At 56.3% G+C, this 13552-nt stretch carries 15 protein-coding genes; 10 read left to right on the top strand and 5 right to left on the bottom strand.

The window, feature by feature from the left end; translation table 11 throughout:
* Positions 1-22 precede the first annotated feature (22 nt).
* Positions 23-1006 carry a TRAP transporter substrate-binding protein gene (locus tag ABIB59_RS19300; protein WP_041851325.1) on the bottom strand — a complete coding sequence of 328 codons (984 nt, stop codon included), beginning with the start codon at positions 1004-1006 and terminating at the stop codon, positions 23-25.
* A gap of 186 nt (positions 1007-1192) precedes the next feature.
* Positions 1193-1438, bottom strand: a complete 246-nt coding sequence (gene tusA, locus ABIB59_RS19295; protein ID WP_041851324.1) for a sulfurtransferase TusA — start codon at positions 1436-1438, stop codon at positions 1193-1195.
* Positions 1439-1742: 304 nt separating this feature from the next.
* Here tusA and ABIB59_RS19290 point away from each other — a divergent pair, with 304 nt between their 5' ends.
* Entirely contained in the window at positions 1743-2408 is a 666-nt protein-coding gene (locus ABIB59_RS19290; RefSeq protein ID WP_041851323.1) for a 7-cyano-7-deazaguanine/7-aminomethyl-7-deazaguanine transporter, read from the top strand.
* A 73-nt stretch (positions 2409-2481) separates the two neighbouring features.
* The gene (locus ABIB59_RS19285; protein ID WP_041851322.1) at positions 2482-3042 is read left to right on the top strand and encodes a DcrB family lipoprotein; all 561 of its coding nucleotides are present in this window, start codon (positions 2482-2484) and stop codon (positions 3040-3042) included.
* Here ABIB59_RS19285 and ABIB59_RS19280 read toward each other — a convergent pair whose 3' ends face one another.
* A complete protein-coding gene (locus ABIB59_RS19280; protein ID WP_041851321.1) occupies positions 3043-4245 on the bottom strand; it encodes an MFS transporter in 1203 nt (400 codons plus the stop codon).
* Between the two features lie 145 nt (positions 4246-4390).
* Between ABIB59_RS19280 and ABIB59_RS19275 the strand changes: the two genes are divergently transcribed.
* Positions 4391-5440, top strand: coding sequence for an AI-2E family transporter (locus tag ABIB59_RS19275; RefSeq protein WP_041851320.1), 1050 nt, complete (start codon positions 4391-4393; stop codon positions 5438-5440).
* 7 nt (positions 5441-5447) lie between these two features.
* Here ABIB59_RS19275 and ABIB59_RS19270 read toward each other — a convergent pair whose 3' ends face one another.
* On the bottom strand, positions 5448-5954 hold the full coding sequence (locus tag ABIB59_RS19270; protein ID WP_041851319.1) for a phenolic acid decarboxylase: 507 nt from the start codon (positions 5952-5954) through the stop codon (positions 5448-5450).
* Positions 5955-6053: 99 nt separating this feature from the next.
* Between ABIB59_RS19270 and ABIB59_RS19265 the strand changes: the two genes are divergently transcribed.
* The 7 genes from ABIB59_RS19265 (at position 6054) to nikR (ending at position 12416) form a co-directional block, all read left to right on the top strand.
* Entirely contained in the window at positions 6054-6914 is an 861-nt protein-coding gene (locus ABIB59_RS19265; protein ID WP_071194972.1) for a LysR family transcriptional regulator, read from the top strand.
* A gap of 170 nt (positions 6915-7084) precedes the next feature.
* Positions 7085-8656 carry a nickel ABC transporter substrate-binding protein gene (gene nikA / locus ABIB59_RS19260; protein WP_108700507.1) on the top strand — a complete coding sequence of 524 codons (1572 nt, stop codon included), beginning with the start codon at positions 7085-7087 and terminating at the stop codon, positions 8654-8656.
* Positions 8656-9600: a nickel ABC transporter permease subunit NikB gene (nikB, locus tag ABIB59_RS19255; RefSeq protein WP_071194974.1), complete on the top strand. Its 945-nt coding sequence runs from the start codon at positions 8656-8658 to the stop codon at positions 9598-9600. Before nikA ends, nikB begins: the two co-directional genes overlap by 1 nt.
* A complete protein-coding gene (nikC, locus tag ABIB59_RS19250) occupies positions 9597-10430 on the top strand; it encodes a nickel ABC transporter permease subunit NikC (RefSeq protein ID WP_041851315.1) in 834 nt (277 codons plus the stop codon). Before nikB ends, nikC begins: the two co-directional genes overlap by 4 nt.
* The gene (gene nikD, locus ABIB59_RS19245; RefSeq protein WP_079496987.1) at positions 10430-11194 is read left to right on the top strand and encodes a nickel import ATP-binding protein NikD; all 765 of its coding nucleotides are present in this window, start codon (positions 10430-10432) and stop codon (positions 11192-11194) included. Before nikC ends, nikD begins: the two co-directional genes overlap by 1 nt.
* Positions 11191-11979 (top strand): nickel import ATP-binding protein NikE, encoded by a 789-nt coding sequence (gene nikE / locus ABIB59_RS19240; protein ID WP_354036619.1) that lies wholly within the window; start codon positions 11191-11193, stop codon positions 11977-11979. The genes nikD and nikE overlap by 4 nt, the downstream gene beginning before the upstream one ends.
* Complete coding sequence (gene nikR / locus ABIB59_RS19235; protein WP_125123764.1) at positions 11967-12416, top strand: nickel-responsive transcriptional regulator NikR; 450 nt, start codon at positions 11967-11969, stop codon at positions 12414-12416. The genes nikE and nikR overlap by 13 nt, the downstream gene beginning before the upstream one ends.
* Here the strand turns inward: nikR and ABIB59_RS19230 are convergent.
* The gene (locus tag ABIB59_RS19230) at positions 12364-13470 is read right to left on the bottom strand and encodes an iron-containing alcohol dehydrogenase family protein (RefSeq protein WP_354036617.1); all 1107 of its coding nucleotides are present in this window, start codon (positions 13468-13470) and stop codon (positions 12364-12366) included. The genes nikR and ABIB59_RS19230 overlap by 53 nt on opposite strands.
* Positions 13471-13552 lie beyond the last annotated feature (82 nt).

Genomic DNA, 13552 nt, shown 5'->3' with positions numbered 1-13552 from the left:
CGTTCTCCGCAGAAAAGTGGGGTTATTTGACGTCAGCGATAGCTTTCATCAGATCCTGATGCTTATCGCCATATTGGGCGCGCACCGGCTCTGTCGCTTTGATAAACACCGATTTATCAATGTCATGAAATTGCACGCCGCCCGCTTTCATTTTATCCAGCGCCTGCTGGGTATAGGCTTCCCAGAGTTTGCGCTGTTCGAACTGTGCTTCACGCGCCAGGGTGAGGATTTTTTTCTGATCATCGGCGCTGAGTTTGTCCCATTTCACTTTGGAGTAGAGCAGCATTTCAGGGGTGATAAAGTGACCGCTGAGGGTATAGTTTTTGGCAACCGGCATATAGTTATGGGCGATAAACGTCGGCGGGTTATTTTCCGCGCCATCAATCACCCCCGTTTGCATGCCGCTATAGACCTCGCTCACCCCCATCGCCACCGAGTTAGCGCCCATCTGTTTTAACGTTGCCAGAGCGACGGGGCTGCCCTGCACGCGAATTTTCATTCCGTTCAGATCTTCGGGCTTAACCACCGGTTTTTTAGTGATGAGATTGCGCGTGCCGGAGTCCATCCAGCCCAGAAATACCAGCCGGGATTTCGGATTGGCCGTCAGCTTATCGCCAATCTGTTTACCGATATCGCCATCAATGACCTTGTGCATATGGTCTTCATCCCGGAAGACATACGGCAGGGTGAAAACTTCAATATCCGGGAGAATAGCGGCAACAGGGGCCATCGAGACGCGAATCATGTCGATAGCGCCCATTTGCGCCTGCTCGATCATCTGTTTTTCATCGCCCAGAACGCCGCCGGGAAAGACTTTAATCTCCAGCTTGCCGTCCGTTTGTTGTTTGAGTTTTTCACCCATGTTCTGCACAGCAACAATATTGGGATAGCCTTCCGGATGCACATCGGCAGCTTTAATCGTCTGCGCATTAACGGCGGATACAGATAACAGTGACACGGTGGACAGGCACAACGCGGCCAGCAACGGCTTGAAAGTCGTTTTCATCGGGTCTTCTCCAGGGTAGTGAAAGGTAAATGTTAAAACAATGTTTTATTTTTACGCTTAAAAACTAGACTACCGCTGGAAAAGGGAGGGTGAAGCGCCTCACAAAAAGCGCTAAAAAATGAAACGGCGGTTTAAATTGGTGGCAAGGATCGCAAACTGCGTAAAAACGCGGCCTGTAATGGGGAGTTATTGCCCTTTACGCACCAGATAGCGATACGGCAGCGATTGCGTCTCATGGGCCACCAGTTCGTGTTCCATAAAGCGGCAGAACCCCGGAATGTCACGGGTGGTCGCCGGATCGTCAGCAATCACCAGCAGGGTTTCACCCGGCAGCATATTGCGTACGGTTTTGCGCACCATCATCACCGGCTCAGGGCAACGCAGGCCCAGCGCGTCAAGAGTATGGTCGGCGGTAGTAAAGAGGTCGGTCATTTTCGTCTCACACGGGAAAAAACGGCATTAGTTTACGCTGCCCATTTTGTGACGCAAGCCAGGTTAACGATTGCGTTAAAAATAACCATTGCATCGGCGTAATGTTGCAGTATCATTCTGCGGCTTTGCACAGTATCAACACGCGCTATTGGCGCAGCCGTTTGATTAAGGCCAGCGCACAGGCACCCCGGCGTACACCGAGTACGTGAGGATGACGAGCACTGCCGATGTGAAAATGGCAAGAAAAATAGCGTGTTACATGTTTATTGGGTTCCCTCACCCCAAACACTAAAAAGGTCACAATATGACGCAGTTTTCACAAACTCAGCGCATGAAAGCGCTGTTCTGGCTATCCCTTTTTCACCTGCTGGTGATCACCTCCAGTAACTATCTGGTACAGCTACCGGTTAACATTTTCGGCTTCCATACCACCTGGGGCGCATTCAGTTTCCCGTTTATTTTCCTGGCGACAGATTTAACCGTGCGTATTTTTGGCGCGCCGCTCGCCCGACGGATTATTTTCGCCGTGATGGTACCTGCGCTGGTTATCTCCTACGGCATCTCTTCCCTGTTTTACATGGGAAGCTGGCAAGGCTTTGAAGCACTGACCCATTTCAACCTGTTCGTCGCCCGTATCGCCACCGCCAGCTTTATGGCTTACGCGCTGGGGCAGATCCTCGACGTGCATGTCTTTAACCGCCTGCGTCAGAACAAACGCTGGTGGCTGGCGCCTGCGGCCTCAACGGTGTTCGGTAACGCCAGCGACACCCTCGCCTTTTTCTTCATCGCCTTCTGGCACAGCCCGGACCCGTTTATGGCCGAACACTGGATGGAAATCGCCCTGGTGGATTACGCCTTTAAGGTCATTATCAGCATCGCCTTCTTCCTGCCGATGTACGGTGTGTTGTTGAATATGCTGTTGAAAAGACTGGCAGACAAATCTGAAATATCAGCGTTACAGGCCAGTTAAGAGTACGCGATGCCAGTTGTGGTAAGATGGCCCGCATGAGCCGTTATGGCTGTTTATCGAAAGGAAGAAGTCAATGCGCAATCTGGTTAAATATGTCGGTATTGGCCTGCTGGTAATGGGTCTGGCGGCCTGCGACAACAGCGACAGCAAAAAAACACCCGCTCAGGGGGCATCTGCAGAAAGCAACGCGACCGGGCAACCGGTAACGCTGCTTGATGGCAAACTCAGCTTCTCGCTGCCCGCAGACATGACCGATCAAAGCGGTAAACTGGGTACGCAGTCTAATAACATGCACGTTTACTCTGACTCAACCGGTCAGAAAGCGGTGATTGTGATTGTAGGCGACGACACTCAGGAAGGGCTGGATACGCTGGCAAAACGTCTGGAAGACCAACAGCGCAACCGCGACCCGCAGTTGCAGGTCGTGACCAACAAATCTATCGAGCTGAAAGGCCAGAAAATGCAGCAGCTCGACAGTATCATCTCTGCCAAAGGTCAAACGGCCTGGTCTACCGTAGTGTTGGGTAAAGTGGATAACAAACTGCTGACTTTGCAGGTGACGCTGCCGGCAGATAACCAGCAGCAGGCGCAGACCGCAGCGGAAAACATTGTTAACACCCTGGTCATCAAGTAATCAGGAAGCGGCCTCCAGCGGAGGCCGTTTTTTTAGCCGCCACGTCAGCACGAACGCTCCCGCTACCAGCACCGCCGTCAGCAGATACACCATCGATACTCCCGACCAGGCCATCAACAGCCCGGCAAGCGGCCCGGTTATTCCCAGCGACATATCCATAAACACCGTGTAGGTGCCCAGCGCCGCGCCCTGATTGTGCTGCGGCACCGCTTTGACCGCCACCACCCCCAGCGCCGGGAAGACCAGCGAGAAACCGGCCCCGGTCAGGAATACCCCGATTTTCGCCACCAGCGGAGCATCGGCGATGCCCACCAGAATCAGGCCGACCACCTCCACCGCCAGGCTTATCATCGCCACATTCAGGCCGCCCAGGCGGTTGATGCTGTTCGGAAACACCAGCCGCGAACCCACGAACGCCAGGCTAAACAGCGTCAGGGCGAAGGCCGCGCCATCCCACCCTTTCGCGTCATAAAAGAAGGTGATAAAGGTGGCAATAACCCCAAAACCAGCCGTACCCAACGCCAGCCCCATCCCATAAACCCAGACATAGCCGAGCACCGCACGAAATGGCAGTGGTTTACCTTTGCTGGCTTTTACTGCCGCACGCGGCAACGCGCAGGCAATCGCAATAAACGCCACCACCATAATGAACCCGCCCAGCCCGCTCAGTCCGGCGTAGTTGTAGCAAATGACGCCAAGCGGCGCCCCCAGCGCCATTGCGCCATAGGTCGCGATACCATTCCAGGAAATAACACGGGCAATATGCAGTGAACCGACCACTCCCACGCCCCAGAGCATCGACCCGGTCCCGGCGAAGCTTTGCCCGACACCGAGAATAATGCGCCCGACGCAGAGCAGCACCAGGCTGACCAGCGGCGAGCCGCTTTGCAGATCCGCCAGCAGATACCCCAGCCCACAAATAAACGCGCCGCAGAGACCAAACACCACCACTTTTTTCGGGCCGAGCATATCGGCGTAGCGTCCGGCGTGCGGACGACTGATAAGGGTCGCAAAGTATTGCAGGCTAATGACCAGCCCTGCCCAGAAGGCGCTATAGCCCAGCGTTTCATGGACATAGCCGGGCAAAACTGCCAGCGGTAAACCTATCGTGAGGTAACTTGCGAAGTTGAAGATAACGACGGAGAGAATCCGCAGATTAAGACGTAATCCGCTTAGCGCCGGTTCAGCGGCTTGTTCGGGCATGGGGGTTCACCAGATTTTCACAACGATGTTTCACTATTACCACGTCATGGCCTGGAAATCAGCATGGAGATTAAGAATATGTGCCTCGGGCGAAGCGTCCGCCAGTGGCTACACTTATCGGGCGGTATAGAAAAAGGAATTGCCCATGACACAGCCCCAACCCGATCGTGCGGGTTTACACATTCTGCTTAAACTGGCCTCACTGGTCATTATTCTGGCCGGTATTCATGCCGCTGCCGATATCATTGTTCAACTGTTACTGGCGCTCTTTTTCGCCATTGTGCTTAATCCGCTGGTCACCTGGTTTATTCGCCGGGGCGTGAAACGGCCTGTCGCCATCGCCATTGTGGTACTGGTGATGCTTGTCTTCCTGACCGCGCTGATTGGCGTGCTGGCCGCCTCGGTGAATGAGTTCATGACGATGCTGCCGAAATACAATCGGGAGTTCACGCGCAAATTCCTCCAGCTTCAGGATGCGCTCCCTTTCCTGCACCTGCATGTTTCGCCAGAACGGATGCTGCAACGAATGGATTCCGAGCGCGTAATGAGTTTTGCCACGACAATGATGACGCAACTGTCTAACGCAATGGCGAGCATCGTTTTACTGGTAATGACCATGGTATTCATGCTTTTCGAAGTGCGTCATGTGCCCTATAAAATGCGTTTCGCGCTGAATAACCCTCAGATTCATATCGCCGGTTTGCACCGTGCGCTTAAAGGTGTATCTCACTATCTGGCGTTAAAAACGCTGCTCAGCCTGTGGACGGGGGTGATCGTCTGGGCGGGGCTGGCCATTATGGACATACAGTTTGCGCTCATGTGGGGGGTACTGGCGTTTCTGCTTAATTACGTGCCGAATATCGGATCGGTGCTTTCGGCTATCCCACCGATGGTGCAGGCGCTGCTCTTTAACGGCCCGTATGAGTGGCTGCTGGTCGGCGGCTTGTTTCTCGTCGTGCACATGGTTATCGGCAATATTCTGGAACCACGCATGATGGGTCACCGACTCGGTATGTCGACGCTGGTGGTCTTTCTTTCGTTACTGATTTGGGGTTGGTTGCTCGGTCCGGTGGGGATGCTGCTCTCTGTGCCGCTCACCAGCGTCTGTAAAATATGGATGGAAACCACCACCGGCGGGAGCAAGCTGGCCATTATGCTTGGCCCAGGCAGGCCGAAAAACCGCCTGCCCGGCTAACCCTGCGTTAGCGTAGGTTGTTAGGGAAATCCGCCGGAAGCTCACTGGCCGCGCAGGCGATGACGCTGTCATTGTCTGCGCCGCAGTCGCGCACAAAGGTAATCGTCGCAAACTCATCAATCACCTCGGTCGGATAGGCCGGGCCCGCCGCACGATAGGATTCCATCAGCGGAATATGATCGTTCTGGAAGCACACGGTTTTTTCCGGATTGTTGATCACCCAGCGAGGGAAGAAGATCGTGCCATGGAACAGGCGATCGCCGAGGTTGACGATCAAACTCACGTCAGTACCGGTCGGCTCGGTCCAGGAGATTTTATAAATGCTCTCACCAACGCGTACAATGTAAGCCTGCTGGTTTTTCACCCAACGGTTTGCCACGATACCGCTATGAATACGGTAGTCCAGCGTGGTCTCGTTTTTGACATAAATCTCGTAGTTCCAGCCGTTATCGTAGGTATAAACCAGATGTTTGCCGACGAAACCGCTCAGATCATGTTTATCAAAGCTGCTCATAATTGTTCTCCTCTTAATTGATGAGAAGATCGTACCGCTTCAAAAAATGAATGAATAACGCTATGTTTGAATTAAATTCATTCATTTTTTAGATTAGTCATGCATAAAACCACCCTCGAACAATGGTCGCTGCTGCAAAAAGTGGTGGAGCTGGGCAGTTTTGCGAAAGCCGCCGAAGAGACCCACCGCAGTCAATCATCCGTGAGCTACAACCTGGCGCTCTTGCAGGAGCGTCTGGGCGTGGCGCTGCTGGTACAGGAAGGCCGCCGTGCGGTGCTCACCCCCTCCGGCGAACTGTTGCTTAACCAGGTAAAACCGCTGCTGAAAGCCTTCGACTACGTTGAAACGCGGGCGGCCACACTGCGCAACGGCCAGCGTACCCGGCTCGACCTGGTCGTAGACAGCATCTTTCCCCGCTCACGGCTGTTTGCCATTTTGCGCCAGTTCCAGCAGCGCTATCCGCAAACTCAGGTGCATCTGACCGAAGTCCTCGAAAACGCCTCCGTGGAGCGCCCCGCCTATGCCGAAGCCGACGTAATGGTGCTGACCCGTCGCCAGGACCTGACCGGGCGCGGCGAATGGCTGATGAATATTGATTTTGTCGCTGTCGCCCACCGGGATCATCCACTTTGCGCCGAAACCGCGATCACAGAGGATGCTCTCGCCGCCTGGCCATTAATTCGCATCGCCGACCGGGAGAATCGCCTGCCGCAGGAGAGCGGTGAGTCATGGACTTTTTCTACCATCGATGCCGCCGTGGAAGCGGTGCAGTATCAGGTGGGTTACGGCTGGCTGCCGGAGGAGCGCATCGGGTCTCTGCTAGCCAGCGGCGTGCTGAAAATCCTACCGCTCAGCCACGGTTCACGCCGCGCCACGCCGCTGCATTTGATTGTGAAAAAGGATCTGATGCCGCTCGATGAGCAGGTGGACACGCTGCTGCAACTGTTTAAGGGGCAGTAGTTAAAGATGGGGAGTTTACTGTCGGCGGAGGGGTTCCGCTGACCAGTGCCCTTCGCTCGCTTCACGATCTCCACACTTTTATCATGCCTTTTTGATCCCGCGCACCGCATTCGTATGATGAATCAATAAAATCGTCATACTCCTTTTGTGGCAGATTTTCAGGGAAAACCATGTCGTCCTTTCGCTCTCTTAGTGCGTTACTGCTGGCCTGTACTGCGTTTTTTGCCCAGGCTTCATCCCCTCAGGAATTGACCACCGCATGGCCGGTCAACGTAGGACCGCTTAATCCGCATCTCTATACGCCAAACCAAATGTTCGCCCAAAGCATGGTCTACGAGCCGCTGGTAAAATATCAGGCCGATGGCACGGTAAAACCCTGGCTGGCTAAAAGCTGGACCTCCTCTGAGGATGGTAAAACCTGGGTCTTTACGCTGCGTACGGATGTCACGTTCTCCAACGGCGAGCCATTTAACGCCCAGGCCGCGGTGGAAAACTTCCGTGCGGTGCTCGATAACCGCCAGCGTCATGCCTGGCTTGAGCTCGCCAACCAGATAACTGATGTGAAAGCGCTTAGCGACAACCAACTGCAAATCACCCTGAAAAGCGCCTATTACCCGTTCCTGCAGGAGCTTGCCCTGCCCCGCCCATTCCGCTTTATCGCCCCCTCTCAGTTTAAAAACCACGAGACCATGAACGGCATCGAGGCCCCGATTGGCACGGGGCCGTGGGTATTGCAGACGTCGCGCCTGAATCAGTACGACGTGATGGTGCGTAACGAACACTACTGGGGCGAAAAACCGGCATTGAGCAAAATCACCATCAAAGTGATCCCGGACCCCACCAGCCGCGCGGTGGCCTTTGAAACTGGCGATCTCGATCTGTTATACGGCAACGAAGGGCTGCTGCCGCTCGATACCTTCTCCCGGTTTAGCCAAAACCCGGCGTTACGCACCCAGCTTTCCGCCCCGGTCGAAACGGTGATGCTGGCGCTGAACTCCGCCAAAGCGCCGACCAATGAGCAGTCCATCCGTGAGGCGCTCAACTACGCGGTCGATAAAAAGACGCTGATTGATAGCGCGCTGTATGGCACCCAAAAAGTAGCCGACACGCTGTTCGCCCCCACCGTGCCATACGCCAATATTGGTCTGAAAGCGCGTGAATACTCCCCGGCAAAAGCTCGCGCGCTGCTGGACGCTGACGGCTGGAAACTGCCGGATGGCAAAACGATCCGTGAGAAAGCGGGGCAGCCGCTGCATGTCGAACTTGCGTTTATCGGCACCGACGCGATGAGCAAATCAATGGCCGAAATTATCCAGGCTAACCTGCGCGATATCGGCGTGGACACGGCACTTGTGGGCGAGGAAGAGAGCAGTATTTATGCCCGCCAGCGCGATGGTCGTTTCGGCATGATTTTCAACCGCACCTGGGGCGCGCCTTATGATCCGCACGCCTTCTTAAGCTCCATGCGCGTCCCCTCTCACGCCGATTACCAGGCGCAGCTTGGCCTGCCGGATAAGGCGCAGATCGACAAAGAAATTGGCGAGGTGCTGACGACACGCGATGAAACCGAGCGCCAGGCGCTTTATCGCGACATCCTGACCCGCCTGCACGACGAAGCGGTCTATCTGCCCATCAGCTACGTCTCAACGCTGGTGGTGGCGAAGCCTGAACTGGGCGTCATTCCTTTCGCCCCTATCGCCAGCGATATTCCTTTTGAACACATTACCCCGGTGAAACCCTGATGCTGCGCTATGTCATTCGCCGTTTGTTACTGCTTATCCCGATGATCTTCGCCGCGTCGGTGGTCATCTTCCTGCTGCTACGCATGGGGGCGGGCGACCCGGCGCTGGATTATCTGCGCCTGTCGAACCTGCCGCCTACGCAGGAGATGGTGGCCTCAACGCGCATCATGCTGGGGCTGGATAAACCCCTGCCGCAGCAGTATCTGCACTGGCTGTGGCAGGCGCTGCATCTCGATTTCGGTATCTCGTATGCGACCCAGCGCCCGGTGCTGGAGGATGTTCTGCATTTCCTGCCCGCCACACTACAACTGGCGGGTGTCGCGCTGATATTGATTTTGCTCACCTCCGTACCGCTGGGCATTTGGGCTGCACGCCACCGCAACAGCCTGCCGGACTATATCGTGCGTCTGATTGCCTTTCTTGGCGTCTCGATGCCCAATTTCTGGCTGGCCTTTCTGCTGGTGATGTTCTTTTCGGTCTATCTGCAATGGCTACCGGCAATGGGTTACGGCGGCTGGCAACATATCCTGCTGCCCGCCATGTCGATTGCCTTTATGTCACTGGCGATCAACGCGCGCCTGTTGCGCGCCAGTATGCTGGAGGCCGCCGGACAGCGGCACGTCATCTGGGCGCGGCTGCGCGGATTGAGTGAAAAGCAGACCGAGCGTCAGCATATTTTGCGTAACGCGTCGCTGCCGGTGATCACCGCCCTCGGTATGCACGTGGGTGAACTGATTGGCGGTACGATGATTATCGAAAGCATCTTTGCCTGGCCGGGCATTGGCCGCTATGCCGTGTCGGCCATCTTCAACCGTGACTACCCGGTGATCCAGTGTTTTACGCTGGTGATGGTCATCGTATTCGCTCTGTGTAACCTGCTGGTAGATGTGCTCAGCGCCGCGCTCGACCCACGGATTCGTCACCATGAAGGAGCGCACGCATGAATTTTCTGCGTTCTGCCCGCTGGTCGGTGCGCTTTGCCGTACTGATTCTGGCGCTGCTTTTGGTCATCGCGGTGACCTGCCAGTGGTGGCTACCCTATGATCCGCAGGCGATTAACTTGCCCGCCCGCCTGTTACCCCCCGGTAGCGAACACTGGCTGGGTACCGACCATCTGGGGCGCGATATTTTCTCCCGGCTGCTGAGCGCCACCCGCGTCTCCTTAGGGTCGGTCATGGCCTGTCTTCTGCTGGTACTGACGCTGGGGTTGACGCTCGGCGGCTGCGCGGGGCTGGCCGGTGGCCGCATCGACCAAGCGATCATGCGCGTCGCGGATGTCTTTATGACCTTCCCCACCTCTATCCTGTCGTTCTTTATGGTCGGCGTATTGGGAACCGGGCTGACGAATGTGATTATCGCCATCGCCCTCTCCCACTGGGCCTGGTACGCTCGCATGGTGCGCAGCCTGGTTCTCTCTCTGCGCAGCCGCGAGTACATTCTGGCCGCCCGCCTGAGCGGGGCGAGCTATACGCAGGTGTTTATCGATCATCTGGCAGGCGCCGTGGTGCCTTCGCTGCTGGTGCTGGCGACGCTGGATATCGGCCATATGATGCTGCACGTGGCGGGGATGTCGTTCCTGGGGCTGGGCGTCAGCGCCCCCACCGCCGAATGGGGGGTGATGATTAACGATGCCCGTCAGTATATCTGGACGCAACCGCTGCAAATGCTGTGGCCGGGTCTGGCGCTGTTTGTCAGCGTGATGGCTTTTAATATGGTGGGCGATGCCCTGCGCGACCGCCTCGATCCACATCTGGAAACGGAGCATGCCCACTGATGCCTGCGCAACTTGAACTGCGAAATTTCACCCTTGAGGCGCAGCGTCCCCTCACCCATGACGTCTCACTCACCCTTCAGCGCGGGCGCGTGCTGGCGCTGGTCGGCGGAAGCGGCAGCGGGAAATCGCTGACCTGTGCCGCCGCGCTCGGCGTATTGCCTGCGGGTGTGCGGCAAACGGCGGGCACGCTGCTGGCAGATGGTCAGCCCATCTCGCCGCAGGCGCTGCGTGGGCTTAAGGTGGCGACTATTATGCAAAACCCGCGCAGTGCCTTTAACCCACTGCGGACCATGGCGGCGCACGCCAGGGAAACCTGCCGGGCGCTGGGCAAACCGGCGGATGACGCCACGCTTATCGCCGCCCTGGGCGACGTTGGGCTGGAGGCGCCGGAACGGGTACTGACGCTCTACCCGTTTGAGATGAGTGGCGGCATGTTGCAGCGCATGATGATCGCAATGGCGCTGCTCAGCGATGCGGCCTTTATTGTCGCCGATGAACCCACAACCGACCTCGACGCCGTGGCGCAGGCCAAAATTCTCGATCTGCTCGAACGTCTCTTACAAACCCGCCACTGCGGCATGTTGCTGGTTACCCATGATATGGGCGTAGTGGCGCGGCTCGCCGACGACGTGGCGGTGATGGAGGCAGGGCGTATTGTCGAGCAGGGCAGTGTCGATGTGCTGTTTCGCACCCCGCGACATCCGGTGACACGCAATCTGGTGGCGGCACATCTGGCGCTGTACGGGATGGAACTTAACCAATGAATTTACTCACCATGTCTAACGTCACCCACCGCTATCACGCCCACCCGGTGCTGGAGAATATCTCCCTTTCGATCAACAGTGGGGAAAGCCTTGCGCTGTTAGGGCGTAGCGGGTGTGGCAAAAGCACGCTGGCACGCCTGCTGGTTGGGCTGGAAAGGCCCGTCAGCGGTGAAATCAGTTGGCAGGGAACCCCGCTGTCCCGCATGTCCGGGGCGATGAAAAAAGACTTCCGCCGGGATATTCAACTGGTCTTTCAGGACGCCATCAGCGCCGCCAACCCCCGCAAAACGGTGCGCGACATTCTTGCCGAACCGTTGCGCCATCTGTTCAGCTTAAGCAAAACGGAACAGCACGCCCGCATCGAACAGTTGATGCGTGATGTGGAACTGGAAATCAGCCTGCTTGACCAGCGCCCACCGCAACTGAGCGGCGGGCAGTTACAGCGCGTCTGCCTGGCCCGAGCGCTGGCGACCCGCCCGACGCTGCTCATCCTTGATGAGGCCGTGTCCAGCCTGGATCTGGTCTTGCAGGCAGGCATCATTAGCCTGCTGAAAAAACTGCAACAGCACTCGGGCATCGCCTGCCTGTTTATCACCCACGATTTACGCCTGGTGGAGCGTTTTTGCCAGCGCGTGGTGGTGATGGAGAATGGCCATATCAGCGAAGATATTGCCGTCACCCACCCCTTACGCTTTACCTCTCTGGCCGGACAGGCGCTGCAACAGGCCGTCTTGCCCGCCTATCCCAAAACCCGAACGCCAGGAACACTGCCATGCAACGCGTAACAGTTACTCTTGATGATGACCTGCTTGCTACTCTCGACGATCTGAGCCAGCGCCGTGGCTATCACAATCGCTCCGAAGCGTTGCGGGATATTTTACGCGACGCACTCACCCAGCAAGCGGCCTGCGAGCAGGACACACGGGGCTATGCGGTGCTGTCATATGTGTATGAACATGAAAAGCGCGATCTGGCGAGCCGCATTGTCGCCACGCAGCACCACCATCATGACCTCTCCGTCGCCACGTTACATGTGCACATCAACCATGACGACTGCCTGGAGATCGCCGTCCTGAAAGGTAAAATGGGCGATGTGCAGCAATTTGCCGATAGCGTCATCGCCCAGCGCGGTGTGCGCCATGGCCACCTTCAGTGCGTTACGGATGACACTACCCCGCCAGATCACGCGCATACGCACGGGTTGAAACATATTGTTCTGTAAGACGCAGCGCCTGCTCAATACGCGTGGGTTCGAGTGTGAACGGTAAATGCTCCAGAGCATCACGCGGGAAGGGAATGCTGCGCGCCACCGCCTGGATGACCGCAAGGCGGATCTCTTTCAGCGGTGCCAGGGTTAGCGGCATCTCATACTGACGCAGCAGCGCCAGTAACACCGGATCGGGCTGGCTATTTTCATTTTCCAGAATGGATTGCACCAGCAGACTGAATCCCACACGTTCACCGTGTAGCCATTGACGCAAAGCCGGCTCCTGGGTGAGCCGGTTATGGATCGCATGCGCCACACCCGGCGTGGGGATTTCGCCGCGCACGCTGTTTGCCATACCGGCCACGGCAATATTGGCGTCAATAACGTTGATCAGCGCATCCGACACCACCTGAGCTTTATTATCGCGAATAGCCTGTTGACCATGTTTTTCATAAATTTCGACGGCCAGACGCGCGTTTTGCACTTTTAATTGCAGCCCCAAATTATCGGGGTTTTTCTGCAAATAAGGACGAAACTCGTACCATTTCGCCAGCGCATCGACGATGCCCGCTTTTAAATAACGCACATCGCTGCGGGCAATAACTTCGCTGTCCACCAGCACCAGACGCGGCAGTGTGCGTAAAGCCTGGCTACTGATCTGCGCGCCTTCGTCCGTATAGAACACCGACAAAGGCGACCAGGCCGCACAGGTCGCTGCCAGCGTCGGAATGGTGATGGATTCGCCGCCCTCAAGGGTATCGGCGACGGCTTTGGCGGTATCCAGAACGCGCCCGCCGCCCACGCCGACAATAAACTGCACCCCCAGTTTTTTTGCCCGCTGCTCATAGCGGGCAACGCTATCTTCGGTACAGTAGCCGGTCATGATCTCCGTCTGCCAGCGGATACCGCTGGCGCGTAAGCTCTCTTCAAGCCCAGGGTTGACCTGCGCCCATGCCTTTACGCTGGTAATTATCAAAATATGCTGGGTAAGCGGCGCAATATATTTTCCTGCGTCATGACGAATACCAGACTGGTGAAACCAGGTCTGCGGAGTTTTTATCGCAAGCATTGGCATGTCCATGTGTGCGCGAATTATTTCGCTTTATCTCACCATGCTACAAAAATAAAAATTAAAAACAATAATCTCTATT

The sequence above is a fragment of the Citrobacter sp. UYEF32 genome (genome assembly GCF_040546205.1).
Lineage (GTDB): Bacteria > Pseudomonadota > Gammaproteobacteria > Enterobacterales > Enterobacteriaceae > Phytobacter > Phytobacter diazotrophicus.
The sequence above is the reverse complement of the archived record's forward strand: the minus strand, read 5'-3'. Positions and strand labels throughout refer to the sequence as shown.